The following is a 13,891-nucleotide window of genomic DNA, read 5'->3' as shown; positions in this document are numbered from 1 at the left end:
CGTTCCCACGCAGTTGTCTCAAGAGAGAGGATCCCCGATGTTTCCCAGCGATGTCGCAACGACGACCCCGGATTACAGTGCGCAGCTCGACGCTCCCATTCTCGATGTGCTGAAGGAGCGATGGAGCCCGAGCATCTTCGATCCGGAGGCGGTGATCGATGAGGCGGATCTCGCGAGCGCTCTGGAGGCAGCCCGCTGGGCGCCTTCGGCGGACAACCATCAGCCGACTCGGTTCATCGTGGCCCGTCGGGGCACGAAGACCCATGAGATCGTCTTCGACGCTCTCATGTCGGGCAACCAGCGTTGGGCACGCGCCGCATCGATGCTGATCGTCATCCTGACCGAGCTGCGCGGAGAGGATGGCAAACCACGCAAATGGGCGTACTACGACGCCGGCCAGGCTGCTGCGCATTTCACCATTCAGGCACATGCGCGTGACCTTGCTGCGCATCAGATGGGTGGGTTCGATCCCGACGCGATCCGTCAGGCCTTCGGGATCGATGAGCGCTTCTGTCCGGTCGCCGTCATCGCCCTCGGGCGTCATGGGGACATCGAGAAAGCTCCCGATGAACTGCGAAGTCGTCCCAAGGCGTGGCCGCGCAAGCGTCGTGCCGCCGCGGATTCCGTGCTCGTCAACGACTGAGTCCATCATCCTTTCGTCCCTCGGTACATTCAGGAGGATCCATGCAGGGCTTTACCCGGCATCACATGTCACAGTGCTCCACGCGGGGTGTCGGCACCGCCGCCGTCGCTATCGCGCTCGTCGCGGTGCTGGCGGGTTGCACGAACCCCGCCAGCGACGCCGAAACCGGTGATGGTGACGTGGTGACTCTCACCATCGCGATGGAAGCCGAGCAGGCTGGGGGCAACCCCGCCTTCGACGCGGTATTGGACAACTTCGACGCGACGCACGACGACATCGTGATCAAGCGGGTGTATCCGCCGCTGGATCAGTACGAGACACTCCTCAACACTCAGGTTCAAGGAGGAAATGCACCGGATCTTTTCGCGGCGGTCGCCGGTAGCGGCAGCAACCTGTCGGTGCTGAGGCTCGGTAAAGCGGGGAAGCTGATGGATCTCAGCGATCAAACGTGGGCAGACCAGGTCCTTCCTGCTGCGTACCGCCCGCTGTACGAGGTCGACGGCGCACTGTACGGTCTTCCGTTGGCGTACAACGCGGCGGTGCCCATCTACCGCACCGACCTGTTCGATCAGGCGGGTATCACCCCGCCGACGACCAAACAGGAGCTGCTCGACGACTGCAGGGACAGTCTGGATCGGCTGGGTAAGCCGTTCATGGCAATGCCTGGTGCCGAGCAGTACGGGATCGGCTACTTCGCGGCCATCGTCGCGACGACGGTAGTGCTCGGCGAGAATCCGCAGTGGAACCAGCAGCACGAGTCGGGTGAGGTGACCTTCTCCGGCTCGTCCGAGTGGCAGGAGGCGCTGCAGTACATCGTCGATATGAACGATGCCGGCTGCTTCCCGGAAACCGCGGTTGCGGACACGTTCGAAACGGCGCCCGCTCAGGCTGCGAACGGTGACACGCTGTCCTTCGGTCCGGGAGAGGCGTCTGCCGTCCCGAACCTCCAGGCGATCAACCCCGATGCGAGTTTCGATGTCTTCGCGCTGCCGGGGCTCACCGAAGCGACCACGGTTATGCCCATGTCACCGATCCGTGCGGTCGTGGCCAGCGCCACCACGAAACACAAGGAGGCGGTGCTCGAAGTGCTCGACTTCTTCGCGACTACGGATCAGCAGGTCGCCTTCGCGTCCGGTGGCAACTACATCCCCGTGAGTGCTGTCGGTACGGGTGAGACCGGCAATGCGACGCTCACGGGAATCAGCGACTTCCTCGCCCATCCGGAACGAACATCGCCGAACATCAACCTGATGTGGCCCAGTGCGGACAGCTACACCGTCATGCAACAGCAGGTACAGGGTCTGCTCTCTGGTCAGAAGAGCGTGAACGACATCCTGCAGGCCATGGATGCGGCGTGGCCCCAGTAGAGAGCACGGTCGCTGCCCGGCCGTGCACCTGGGGCCGATGAGACGGCGCTGGGGCCTTCTGGAGCGGATCCTGCTCCGCCTTCCAGGGGCCCCAGCGCTCTGTACTCCGCAGGCCTTACATCGGAGTCCTCAGGGGACCAGCAGACTCCACTGCAGTGCGAGGTCGTAGTCAGCCAAGTCCTTCACGCGGAAGAAGTTCCGTCCGGTGGCCGTCGACGCCCGCTCAATGCGGCTGCGCACTTCCTCGGGCGTGCAGCCCAGCGCTTGCGCGGTGTCGGCGATGTTCGCGTCATGGTCGATGAACAGCCGGAGAGTCTTGACCAGATCACGAGCCTGGGCATCCGCAACCGAGTCGAGAGGCGCGAGCTGTTCCGCGACGTACGCGCGTGCGACGTCGAGGCGGACGCGGTTGAACAGTTCGGCATTCGGGGCGAGGTCGCGGAAGCGGACGAGAGGGTTCCGATGGCTGACGAGCGAAGCCGCTCGCTTCGCCTGTTGCGCAGCCCGCGCTAGTGAGCCCAGGTCGCTCGTCGGCAGGCTCAGACCGATGCCGTTCATGTTGGGGTATGTGAGCGAGGCGGCCTGCACGGCCGCACCGGTCAACGTGCTGCCTCTGAGCAGAACCAGCAGACAGTCTTGATCGGCGGCCGCGCAGATCTTCGGCCACTCGGGTGATGTAAGTCTTCCGCTGCGCGCGCTCGCACGGTAGGCGGCTTCGGGCGTCGGAAACTGCAGCGCTGCGACTGACAGAATGGAGTCCGGTCCGACATCGTAGAGCGAGCTGATGTCCTTGAGCGCTGGCGGCGTGAAGATGTCATGCGCGAGCGCAAGCAGGGTGAGCGGCTTGGCGATCTCGTCCGGAGCGGCTCCTCCGCTGACCAGTCGGCTGTAGAGCGACAGCGCGTGCACGCAGGACGACACGAAGAGATAGAGGGCTTCCGAGTCCCAGCCGTCTTCGGGCTGATACCAGAGCGCTCCAGCTCCGCCCCCGCCGGAGGGGGCGACAATCCGACGGCTGAGCACGCCGTCGCTCTCGGCGCCTCGAGCGATCGCGGTGCGGACCATTGCCAGCGGTACACGTCGACCGGCATAGGCGAATTCCTCGCCATGCTCGTTCACTAGGATGACGGGGCCGCCGAGTGTGCTCGCAGCGAGGGAGACAACCGCCTGCGCAATGGCCGCGGTGTCCCCAGCCACGATGCGCCACAGCTCCGCTTGGGCTTCGTGAAGGGTTGTCACGCTCGGAGCTGGAAGATCGGCATCGGTCATGTCAGGCCCTTTCTCGGAGGGGGAAGATCCGGTGGCGGTAGTACGTCAGCGGCGCCTCGTCCCACGTATCGGAACCCGCGGCGACGACCGCGCCGATGAAGACTGCATGGGTGCCGAAATCATGACGGTCCAGGGTGACGCAATCCATCCAAGAGCAGACCCCGTCGAATACAGGTGCTCCGGTCTTGCGCGCTGACCAGTGGACGCTGGCGAACTTCTCGTCCTGTGACTCGCCGGGCATGGAGAACGCGCGTGCAACGCGCTCCTGTGACGCGGCGAGGACGTTGACGGCGAATATGCCGGAGCGATCTACGGCATCACAAGTCCTCGAGTCCCGATTCACGCAGATCAGCACACTAGGAGATTCCAGGCTCACCTGCGTGAAGGAGCTCAACGTCGCTCCCGTCAGACTCCGACCCTCATCCACGGTCGTCACGACAGTCACGCCCGTGGGAAGCCGTGCGATCGCTTCCCGCATCTGGTCGGAGACGATCGGAGACCGGGCCGCGGCGAGACCTCGCTGCTGGTTGTCCTCCGGCTTCATCGAGCCCCTTGCGGAAGCTCGCCGGTCAGCGCCCACGCGCCAAGTGCGCGCTGCTTCAGGTCCATCACATCCTGCGAAGCCAATGTACGGGCGTTGCGCCAGAAGCGGTCGAGGTCGTAGCTATTCGAGGTACCTTGTCCGCCGCAGAGGTTGTGCATCGTCGAGGTGACGCGCGTGAGGGCGTCGATGAGCGCGAGCTTCGCGGCGTGGATGGACAGGACGGATTCGGCCTTGCTCGGCGTGCCGGTCCGGTGGTGGGCCACTGAGAGCCGGATCGATTCACGCACAGCCATCTGCGCCGCGCGGAGCCGATATTCGTACTCTCCGAACTGGAACTGGATGATGGGATCCTCCAGCGCGCCGGGATAGCTCGTGCGGTTCTTGACGAACTCCGCTAGCGCGTCGAGAGCGCCAGCGCCGATTCCCGCCATCACCAGCACGAGGTGCGCTGATCCGATCGGGGACGCCGTGGTCTCCTGCGTCGTGCGAGGCCAGTGGTAGCCATCGGGAACGAAGACGCCCTCGTACGTGACGGCGCCGCTGCCCGTGGCGCGCTGACCCATGTTGTCCCAGTCGCCATGGATGTGCACGCCTTCGGAGCGCAGGTCGATCAAGACCTCGTAGGCGCCCCCCTCCAGATAGCTGGGGAAGCCGTCGAGGCAACCGGGCGCGAACGCATAGTCCGCGCCGTCTACGCCCGTCGCAAAGTACTTCGTACCGTTCACCACCACGCCTCCGTCGACGGGGGTGACCTTCATCTCATAGCTGTGGCGCACCTTGTAGCGTTCGGCGCCGGTGCCGCAGAAGCGGATCGGGCGATCCTCCTTCGCGATGCGCGCGAACAGCTCGCCACGAGCCTGCTCCGAAAGCGGAGAGTTCGGGCCGAACGCCACCAGTCCGAGGTGTCGGCTGAACTCCCATACCTGGGCCGTGGAGCTCTCGCCGGCGCCGAGGTTGATGAGGATCTCGATGAGTGCTTCGGCGTCGTCGAGCTCGTCGTCTGCGGCGACTCCGCCCAGCGCGCGCGGAACAGTGATGTCGTAGAAGCCCATCTCCTCGAGCAAGCGCATCGCTTGCTCGGGATACGCCCCGAGGCGATCGATCTCGGCGGACATCGCCTGCAACTGTTTGCGTGCCTCTCAAGACAGCTCCACGTAGTCGTGAACAGTGTTGAACTCAGGGTGTTTGCGCTGGTACATGGTCAGCTCCTTCTCGGTCGGACAGGCCAGATCTTCAGAGTCCGCGGCAGCGCGAACCCCTGTCTCCACTGAAGCAACGCCCGCCCGAGTGGAGAATGCCACGGCTCACCTGATGCGGCATTGCGATGTCGACTCCCACGTCGGTCGAGCGGTGGCTTGGGCGGAGCGCGGGTGGCGATCCCTAACGACGTGTGAGCACGGATGAGACGCCTGCCGCTATGTATACTGTACTGCACACCGACGATCATAGGCGTACCTCGCGGGTGCCGTCCAGGGGCCAGATCTAGGTTCGGGCGATCGTGTGCGAACGCGCAGACCCTTGCTGGACGGCGACAGTTACGGTATACCGATATGCATCTACGCTCGCATACAGCTTGACGTGATGCCGGCGTCGGCGCGGGGCGTCGACGCTACCGAACTTGCAAAGGAGCAATGCCATGGACGGACACCTGGACCCGCAGAAGCTGCCTCACCTGATGGAGCGGCGCAAGTTTCTCAGCCTTTCGATGCTTGCCGCGGGCTCCGCCGCAGGTGCCGCGCTTTTGGCAAGCTGTGCCCCGGGCGCGACCCCGACTCCCACCACCTCGGGAGCGGCGTCCACGCCGCGACGCGGGGGCACGCTCACCGTCGCAGACCTGGGCAGCAGCAACGACACCCTCGATCCGAAGAACTTCGGACTGATCAACAGCCGTGTCACCCAGCTCTATGAGCCCTTGATCGGTTACGGACCTTCAGAGGTCGCGAACCTGGAGATGATTCTGGCCGAGTCCTTCGAGATGGACTCCGCGACCCAGTACACGATCCGCCTCAAGGAGGGGATCACCTTCCACAACGGCAAGACGTTGACAAGTGCTGACATCGCCGCCTCGATCCGCCGATCGGCGGGGACGGGCGCGACCTACGAGGCGATCTTCCCGACGCTGATCGATCTCGATGCCCTGGAGCAACTGGACGATCGGACGCTGCGGGTGACGCTCCTGCGTCCCCACACGATGCTTCGGGATCTCTTCCCGCAGGTCTTTATCGTTCCGGAGGACTTCGATCCCACGAAGGCCGTGGGCACTGGTCCGTACAAGCTCGGAAGCTTCACCCCCGGGGCACGATCCACTCTTGACCGTTATGACGGGTACTGGCGCGAGGGGATGCCGTATTTCGATTCGATCGTGACCCTCAGCCTGTCGGACCCTGCGGCTCAGGCGAATGCGCTTTTGTCGGGCCAGGCGGATGTCAACCTCATCATGGCGTACAACAAGGTGGCTGCGGTCGAGTCCGCACAAGGGCTCAGCGTCGACGTCTTCAAGTACTCCAGTTTCCAGAACATCAACATCAACACGACGATTGCTCCGTTCGATGACCCGCTCGTCAGGCAGGCGATGAAGCATCTCATCAATCGCGAGCAGATTGTTCAGCAGGTGTACGGCGGGTACGGTTGGGTCGGCAACGATGTGCCTGCGCCGCTGGATCCGAACTTCGACACGTCGTTGAAGGCACCCGAGTACGATCCCGACAAGGCCAAGTCGCTCCTCAAGCAGGCGGGGGTCGAGGGATTCAGCAGCACGGTGTTCACCGCTGCCACTGCAGCGGGGATCGTCGAACTCGCAGAGGCTTTCGCGCAACAGGCTCGTGATGCCGGGATCAAGATCGAATCCGAGCAACTCGACGAGCAGACCTACTTCGGACCGGAGTATCGTCACCGCCCCATGTCGACAAGCTTCTGGCCTGGCGCGAACCTGACGAACATGTTCGAGACCTGCTTTACGACGGGCGCCCCGTTCAATTCGACCAACTTCTCCGACTCGGAGTTCGACGGTCTGTGGAGCCAGGCCTGTCAGCAGACTGACGATGCGAAGCGGAAGGAACTTCTGTTCGCGATGCAGGCGATCCTGAACGAACGCGGCACCTTCCTCATCCCCGCCTTCCTCCAGGGTGTCAACGGCTACAAGGACACTGTCAAGGGCATGCAACCGTATCCCAACGCGGTAGCCATGGCGATGGACTACGCGACCATCTGGCGAGCATGACAGCGGACAGTGCCGTGGATATCGGCGCCCCCCGAAGACACGGCGCGCGTGCCCGGGGGCCGGGCTCCTCTCTCGCCGGCATGGTTGGAATGAAGCTGGTCGTCGGTCTCGTCATGTTGTTCGCGGTCACGGTCGTCGTGTTCTTCGCGACGCAGGGTCTGCCTGGAGACACGGCGCGCGCCATCCTCGGCCAGACGGCGACGGATGCGTCGATACAGGCGCTTCGCGAGCAACTCGGGCTGGATCGCCCGCTCATCGTGCAATATGGCACTTGGTTGACCGGGGTCCTCCGGGGTGACTTCGGAGTCTCCCTGGTCAATCAGCTGCCGGTATGGGACGCCACGATCGCGCCTCGGCTGGGCAACTCGTTGGCTCTCATGTTCGTGTCCAGCATCGTCACCTTCCCGCTCGCGATCCTCGTGGGTATCCGCGCTGCGGCAAAGCCCGGTGGGATTCTTGATCGGCTCGTCTCGAGCATGGCGATTGTGTTCGCTGCCGTTCCTGCCGTCGTCCTCGGCCTCACGTTGCTCATCCTCTTCTCGACGACGGTATGGAAGGTGTTTCCGGGTGTGTCTTCGATCGACCCCGGTACGCCGGTTGTGATGCAGCTCGGCCTTTTCGTGCTGCCGGCGTGCTCGCTGGCGGTCACGTTCATCCCGAACATCACCTACAACATTCGCGCCCGCATGCTAGAGGAACTCTCCGCGGCCTACGTCCTGCAGGCGCGCGTCAACGGGGTTCCTGAGGGGAGGGTGTTGTGGAGGCACGCGCTGCGCAATGCGGTGGGTCCGGCTCTGCAGGTGATCGCAGTGGCGCTGGTATCGATGACAGGCGGTGCGGTCGTCGTCGAGACGATCTATGGCTTTCCCGGCCTCGGCTCGGCGCTCAATGTGGCGATCACCTACCGTGACCTCCCCGTGATCCAGGGGATCGTTCTCCTGCTGGTTGCCGGGGCGATCGTGATCTTCACGCTCGTCGACATCCTGGGGCTCATGCTCACCCCGCGGTTGCGTGAGGGGGGATCTCGGTGACTGTCGATGAGATGATCGGTGGAGATCAGGCGCTCCATACCGTGGCGATCGCGATCGCCAGGAGCAGGCGGAGGAGACTGCCTGCTCGATTCTGGACGGGGCTGGCGCTGTGCGCGCCAGTGATCCTGCTGGCCTGCTTTGGCACGCTCCTCGCCCCGTACGGCAGTTCCACGTTCCTCGGCACTCCCTTCAGCTTCGTGCCAGGGCCTCTTTGGCACTGATTACATGGGCCAGGACGTTTGGAGTCGGTTCGTCAGCGGTGGTGGAGAGCTGATGCTGGTGAGCGCGGTCGGCACCGTGATCGGGGTCGCCGCGGGCACGCTACTCGGGATCGTGGCAGGCATCGCTCGGAATCTTGTGTCGCGCACCGTTGGATACCTCATCGACTTCCTGCTCGTGTTCCCCGCGCTGGTGCTCATGCTGCTGCTGCTTGCAAGGGCCGGCGACGCGCCGATCGTCATCATCGGACTCATTGCGCTGTCCTCGCTCGCGGCAGTGGCGCGTGTGATGTGGTCGGCGACGCGCGAGATCGCGTCTCGAGACTTCATTCTGGCAACACGCGCATACAGGTATGGATGGTGGCGGGTCATCGTCGGAGAGGTTCTGCCCAATCTCTCGTCTCTTGTGCTCGTTGCGTTGCCATACCAGTTCGCGATGGCAACGGGAGGGGTGGCGACCCTCAACTTCCTGGGTTACGGCGCATCCTCCAACGCACCCGGTTGGGGCGTCATGATCTTGCAGAACAAGGACGGACTCGGCGTACAGCCGTGGGGGGTCATTCTCCCCGCGCTGACCATTGCGCTGGTCTGCGTGGGCGTAAATCTCATGGCCGACGGCATGCGACGTGTGCTGGCGCGGACGTCTGAGGGAGGCGGGCAATGAGAGGAGACGCGCTGGGAACGTCGACGGATGTGGTGTGCGACGTGCGTGCGGTGACCGTCGCCACGCAGAACGGCGTCGAGATCGTCCGGAAGGTGTCATTCCAGCTGCGCCGCGGCCGCATTGTCGGGCTCGTCGGCGAGTCCGGGTCCGGCAAGACGACACTGGCCGGACTCACTCTCGGCTACACCGCTCCGGGGCTGGAGGCGCACGGTGATTGGGTCCATGTCGCCGACCACGACATGCTGACTGCGGACGCGAAACTGGTGCGAAAGCTCCGGGGGAGAACCATCGCATATGTGCCGCAGGATCCGTCGACTGCGCTCAACCCGACGCGTCGGCTGAACGCTCAGATCTCCGAGATGCTTGCGCTTCACCGCGCTGACATGTCCAAAGCGGAACGTGAATCACACATCGCAAGTCTCATGAGGGAGGTCGATCTCCCTGAGGACTCGGACTTCAGGCGTCGTTACCCGCATCAGCTCTCTGGCGGGCAGCTGCAGCGCTTTGCGATCGCGATGGCGTATTCGTGCGACCCGGAGGTGATCGTTCTCGACGAGCCGACCACAGGGTTGGATGTGATCGTCCAACAGGGGATCATCGAGCTCATCCGGCGAGTGTGCACTGAGCGGAACACCGCTGCACTTTACATCTCGCACGACCTCGAAGTCGTGGCGGTTCTTACCGATGACATCATGGTGATGGTCGGCGGTGAGATCATCGAGGCGGGTCCGACTTCGCAGGTGACCACATCGCCGCGGGACCCGATAGTGCGTCAGCTGTTGGATGCCGTACCGAGCCGTTTGGCACGAACTGCGCCCCGCGCTCGTGAGAATCCGTCGTCGAGCACGAGTGCGCAGTTGGCGACGGATGCCGTGTGTGCCCTCTATGGGCAGCGGATGGTGACGGAGGACGTCTCGTTGGATCTTCAGGGCGGAAGGTGTCTCGCCCTGGTCGGAGAGTCAGGAAGCGGGAAGACGACGACAGGTCGCATCATCGCGGGACTACACCGTGACTACCGCGGTGAAGTTCTGCTGGGAAGCGATGTCATGGCGCGGGATGTGCGAGACCGCAGCCGCATCCAGCGTCAGCAGGTCCAATACATCTTCCAGAACCCATACGGTTCGCTCAACCCCCGTCGTCGTGTCCTCGACATCGTTCGCAAGCCCTCGGAGAGCTTCCATGGGCGTGAGAAGGCTGCCGAGAGCGCTGTGGGTGCGCTGCGAGCGGTGCGAGTGGGCGAGGAATTGTGGCAAAGGTACCCTCACGAGCTCAGCGGTGGGCAAAGGCAGCGCGTCGCGATCGCACGGGCGCTCGCCGTCGACCCGTCATTTCTGGTCTGTGATGAGATAACGGCATCGCTTGACGTCTCTGTGCAAGCATCGATCGTCGCGCTCCTGCGGTCGTTGATGGAAGAGCGCGATCTCGGTGTGCTCTTCATCACCCATCAACTCGCGTTGGCTCGGTTCATCGCTCATGACGTGGCGGTGCTCAAAGATGGCCGAATCGTTGAGCGTCAGGCCGCTGACGATCTTTTTGCGTGTCCGACCTCCGATTATGCGAAAGCGCTGATCGGAGCGATCCCGGCCACGCTCTGAAGCCCATCTGCCCGCCTACGCCAGAGAGAGTCCGCGATGTATCAGCGCAAACACCCTGAGTTCTCCACCGCCGCCGACTACGTCGAACTGTCGTACGAGGCGAGACGACGACTGCAGGAGATGGCGGCCGACATCGATCGCGCTGGAGAGTATCCCGAAGCAGCGATGAGCCTGTTGGAGCAGATGGGCTTCTATGATCTCTCGGTCCCACGTTCCCTGGGCGGGGTCGCAGCGGACGACGCTCACGAAGACGCCGTCGCAATCGCCCGGATCCTCACCAACATTGCGGCCGGCGAGAGTTCGACCGCGCAGATCTGGGAGTTCAGCCGCCTGATGGCGCTCGAGGCGCTCGGGCCGACGTCGCACCTGAGTGAGGCGGCGAAGAACGAGATTCAGGGACGTATGGCTGAGCGACCCATCCGATTCTGTGGAACAGCAGCTGAGCGCTACAAGAAGAGGTTCAGCTATCAGATGGCTATCAAACCGGTCGAAGGCGGAGTGCTCGTCAACGGCACGAAGTATTTCGCCACCGGCGTCGACGGGGCTGACTATGCGATGGCGCCGGGATGCCTGGAGGGCTTCCCGAGCTTCGAAGAGGGTGGCGCTCACGAGGTTCTCATCGACCTCCGTTCCGAAGGCGTCCACATCCATCACGACTGGGACAACATGGGTCAGCGGGCCACGGGCAGCGGCGCCGTGACATACGAGGACGTGTTCGTGCCGGACGGCTTCCACTGGTCGCGCACGGTCGCGCAGTCGACGGCGTCGCCGATCGGCCAGGCGGGTCTCACCTGCGTGTTGCTCGGGATCGGGCTCGGTGCCGTCGATGCGCTTACGCACTTCGTCCAGCATCGTGAGAGCTATCCGGATGCCCCAAGAGATCCAGTGATCCAGTTCCAGCTAGGGGAGTATCTCTATCGGATGAAGGCCGCGGAACTGGCGGTTGAGCGCTCCGTGGAACTTGCTGTGGGACACGATGTGAGCGGTTCGCCGAACCTCATCGAAGCGATCGTCGCCGCGCACTCAGCCAAGCTCTCTTTGGTGGACGCGCTCATGCGCGTCACGAGTACCATGCACAATCTCTGCGGGGGCCAGTCGACGGCTCACCTCTACGACCTCGATCGCTTCTGGCGCAACGCACGTACCTTGGCATCGCAAGACGTTCTGGACCTGAAACAGAAGGGTATCGCTGCGTGGGAGTTGCTCGGGGAGCCTCCGCAGGGGGCGCGCTGAGCCAGGATGAGGCTGTCGCGACGGTCAGCGCCGAGCGAGGCCGAGTGAACGGGAGATGATCGTCATCGTGGCTTCCACGTGCCGCTTGGCGACTGCAGCTGCGGTCACTGGGTCATGGCGTTCGAGGGCGTCCAACAGTTCGCGATGATCGGTGTCGACCTGTCGGTCGTCTGCTTCGGTGAACACGATCGGCGTGCTGAACGACCAATAGTTGATCTCCGTATTGCGAGTAAATGACGCGAGTACCGCGTTGCCGCCGGTGGCCGTGATGATCCGGTGGAAGCGATTGTTGAGATCGTTGATCTCCCAGCGCGGCCGGGACTTGTAGTCCATCTGATCGAGGATCGTGCGCAACTCCGACAGTGTCTGATCGCTGATGCGCTCCGCTGCGAGGCCAGCGGTGACCGATTCGAGCGCGGCGCGTGCCTCAAGGTATTCCAGGACTTCCGCCGGATTGTGGTCGCGCACGTGCCATCCCTTGTTCTGCGCGACCAAGCCTTCCTGACGCAGTCGTAGAAGCGCCTCGCGCACGGGCGTGCGACTCACGCCGAGGTCTGTGGCGAGATCGACCTCGACCAATCGGTCCTTGGGCTGCAGGTCGCCGCTCAGGATCGCATCTCGAAGCCGCGTGTGGACGATATCGGCGGCGTTCTCCGCGCCCGGGACGGTTCTGGCCACGAGAGTCCTTTCACTCTTTCAAGAAGTGTAGCGATACCGGACTTCGCTACCGCGGAATCATCACATCCGACTTCGACGACGGCGGTGGAGGATGCCGAGGACCGCGGCCGCACAGAGCGGCAGTGCGCCGCTGACCAACAAGGTGGTGCGCGGGCCGACCGTCGCGCATGCCCAGCCGAGCAGAGGCCCGCCCAGCGCCTGCCCCCCGACGGAGATCATGAGGTAGATGGACATGATTCGTCCGCGCACGGCGCTGTTGCTCGACCACTGCAGGAGGGAGTTGGCGGCGGTCCACAGGAGGATCAACCAGATGCCGGTGGCCGCGATCCCGAGCAGGAATACCCACTCTCGGGGCGCGACGCCGCAGGCCATACGAAAAGTGCACACCGCGCACACTGCGAAGACAACCGTGCGCAGGCCGCGATGCACTCGCCGCAGGGAGATCAGCGCTCCGACGAAAGAGCCGGCGGCCAGGGCGGTGTTGGCGAGACCGTATCCGTCAGCGCCCGAATGGAATTCCACGGTCGTCATCGCGACCAGGAGGACCGGCCAGTTGAGCCCGACGAGGCAAACGAACACCAAGAGCAGCAGCGTGTCGCGGATCTCGGGCTTGCTGAGCGCATATCGAAGACCGGCCATGATCTGACCTCGAGCGCGTGCAGAACGCTCCTGAGCCTCGAATCGGGCTCGAGCGAACAGCGCCACCAAGGCGGCGAAGGCGACCGCTTGGAGCGACAGCGAGAACACGAATGCCCCGGCCCCGTCTGATGCTGCAAGCAGGGCGCCGCTCACAGCAGGACCGATCATGCCACCGACCTGGAAGGAGATGGAGTTCATGCTGATGGCATTTGCGAGGTCGTTTGGCGAGACGACTCGGCTCACCAGCACTTGGCGCGCGGGTTGGTCGACGACCGCAGCCAACCCCTGGACTCCTGCGCAGACGAAGATCAGCAAAGGCGTCATGGTCGAGCTGAGCGCCGTCGCGGCGAGCACGGCTCCAACTCCCAAGCTCGTCGTCTGGCTGATGAGCAGGAGGGTGCGCAGGGAGTGACGGTCGACGAGAACGCCACCCCAGAGCCCGAACAACAGGACGGGTCCGAACTGTAGCGCGACGAGGGAGCCGACCAGCGCCAAGTCGCCGGTCATCTCGAGCAATATCCAGTCCACGGCGATGCGCTGACTCCACACCGCGATGGTTCCCACGAACTGGCCGATGAGCAGCAGCCGGTAGGGCGCGTGGCGCAACGAGGAGAACATGGCTCTGCCGCGTGGACCGGAGCCGGGAATGGGGATGCCGGAGGTGTCCGTCGTCATGTTGGCGCCTCGGCGGACTAGGAGACAGGCTCTGCAGAACGTGAGATATACATATTGCTGTACGTGATTGTATACTGACTCGTATTCATAGATGCATCGCATCACTGATCAAGGA

Annotated in this window: 12 protein-coding genes; 7 read left to right on the top strand and 5 right to left on the bottom strand. The window is 63.7% G+C overall.

What is annotated here, in order from left to right; all coding sequences use genetic code 11:
• Positions 1-37: 37 nt before the first annotated feature.
• The gene (locus tag QM720_RS04510) at positions 38-643 is read left to right on the top strand and encodes a nitroreductase family protein (RefSeq protein WP_415124964.1); all 606 of its coding nucleotides are present in this window, start codon (positions 38-40) and stop codon (positions 641-643) included.
• A 41-nt stretch (positions 644-684) separates the two neighbouring features.
• A complete protein-coding gene (locus tag QM720_RS04505) occupies positions 685-2,010 on the top strand; it encodes an ABC transporter substrate-binding protein (protein WP_415124963.1) in 1,326 nt (441 codons plus the stop codon).
• Between the two features lie 129 nt (positions 2,011-2,139).
• Here the strand turns inward: QM720_RS04505 and QM720_RS04500 are convergent, their stop codons facing one another.
• Genes QM720_RS04500 through QM720_RS04490 form a run of 3 tightly spaced genes read right to left on the bottom strand, consistent with a single transcriptional unit; the run spans position 2,140 to position 4,938 of the window.
• The gene (locus QM720_RS04500) at positions 2,140-3,279 is read right to left on the bottom strand and encodes a helix-turn-helix domain-containing protein (protein ID WP_415124962.1); all 1,140 of its coding nucleotides are present in this window, start codon (positions 3,277-3,279) and stop codon (positions 2,140-2,142) included.
• A gap of 1 nt (position 3,280) precedes the next feature.
• The gene (locus QM720_RS04495) at positions 3,281-3,823 is read right to left on the bottom strand and encodes a flavin reductase family protein (protein ID WP_415124961.1); all 543 of its coding nucleotides are present in this window, start codon (positions 3,821-3,823) and stop codon (positions 3,281-3,283) included.
• Positions 3,820-4,938 (bottom strand): acyl-CoA dehydrogenase family protein, encoded by a 1,119-nt coding sequence (locus QM720_RS04490; protein ID WP_415124960.1) that lies wholly within the window; start codon positions 4,936-4,938, stop codon positions 3,820-3,822. The genes QM720_RS04495 and QM720_RS04490 overlap by 4 nt, the downstream gene beginning before the upstream one ends.
• A gap of 521 nt (positions 4,939-5,459) precedes the next feature.
• Between QM720_RS04490 and QM720_RS04485 the strand changes: the two genes are divergently transcribed.
• The 5 genes from QM720_RS04485 to QM720_RS04465 all read left to right on the top strand — a co-directional run bounded on the left by QM720_RS04485 (position 5,460) and on the right by QM720_RS04465 (position 11,784).
• Positions 5,460-7,043 carry an ABC transporter substrate-binding protein gene (locus tag QM720_RS04485; protein ID WP_415124959.1) on the top strand — a complete coding sequence of 528 codons (1,584 nt, stop codon included), beginning with the start codon at positions 5,460-5,462 and terminating at the stop codon, positions 7,041-7,043.
• A gap of 89 nt (positions 7,044-7,132) precedes the next feature.
• A complete protein-coding gene (locus tag QM720_RS04480) occupies positions 7,133-8,074 on the top strand; it encodes an ABC transporter permease (protein ID WP_415124958.1) in 942 nt (313 codons plus the stop codon).
• A 225-nt stretch (positions 8,075-8,299) separates the two neighbouring features.
• The gene (locus QM720_RS04475; RefSeq protein ID WP_415124957.1) at positions 8,300-8,956 is read left to right on the top strand and encodes an ABC transporter permease; all 657 of its coding nucleotides are present in this window, start codon (positions 8,300-8,302) and stop codon (positions 8,954-8,956) included.
• A 50-nt stretch (positions 8,957-9,006) separates the two neighbouring features.
• Positions 9,007-10,551: an ABC transporter ATP-binding protein gene (locus tag QM720_RS04470; protein ID WP_415124956.1), complete on the top strand. Its 1,545-nt coding sequence runs from the start codon at positions 9,007-9,009 to the stop codon at positions 10,549-10,551.
• 36 nt (positions 10,552-10,587) lie between these two features.
• Complete coding sequence (locus QM720_RS04465) at positions 10,588-11,784, top strand: acyl-CoA dehydrogenase family protein (RefSeq protein WP_415124955.1); 1,197 nt, start codon at positions 10,588-10,590, stop codon at positions 11,782-11,784.
• Between the two features lie 24 nt (positions 11,785-11,808).
• On the opposite strand, the gene QM720_RS04460 is transcribed toward QM720_RS04465, so the two are convergent.
• Both QM720_RS04460 and QM720_RS04455 read right to left on the bottom strand, forming a co-directional pair.
• Complete coding sequence (locus QM720_RS04460) at positions 11,809-12,462, bottom strand: GntR family transcriptional regulator (protein WP_415124954.1); 654 nt, start codon at positions 12,460-12,462, stop codon at positions 11,809-11,811.
• Positions 12,463-12,522: 60 nt separating this feature from the next.
• The gene (locus tag QM720_RS04455) at positions 12,523-13,776 is read right to left on the bottom strand and encodes an MFS transporter (protein WP_415124953.1); all 1,254 of its coding nucleotides are present in this window, start codon (positions 13,774-13,776) and stop codon (positions 12,523-12,525) included.
• Positions 13,777-13,891: the final 115 nt, after the last annotated feature.

This window comes from Microbacterium sp., from assembly GCF_047602155.1.
Classification (GTDB): Bacteria; Actinomycetota; Actinomycetes; order Actinomycetales; family Microbacteriaceae; genus Microbacterium.
The sequence above is the reverse complement of the archived record's forward strand: the minus strand, read 5'-3'. Positions and strand labels throughout refer to the sequence as shown.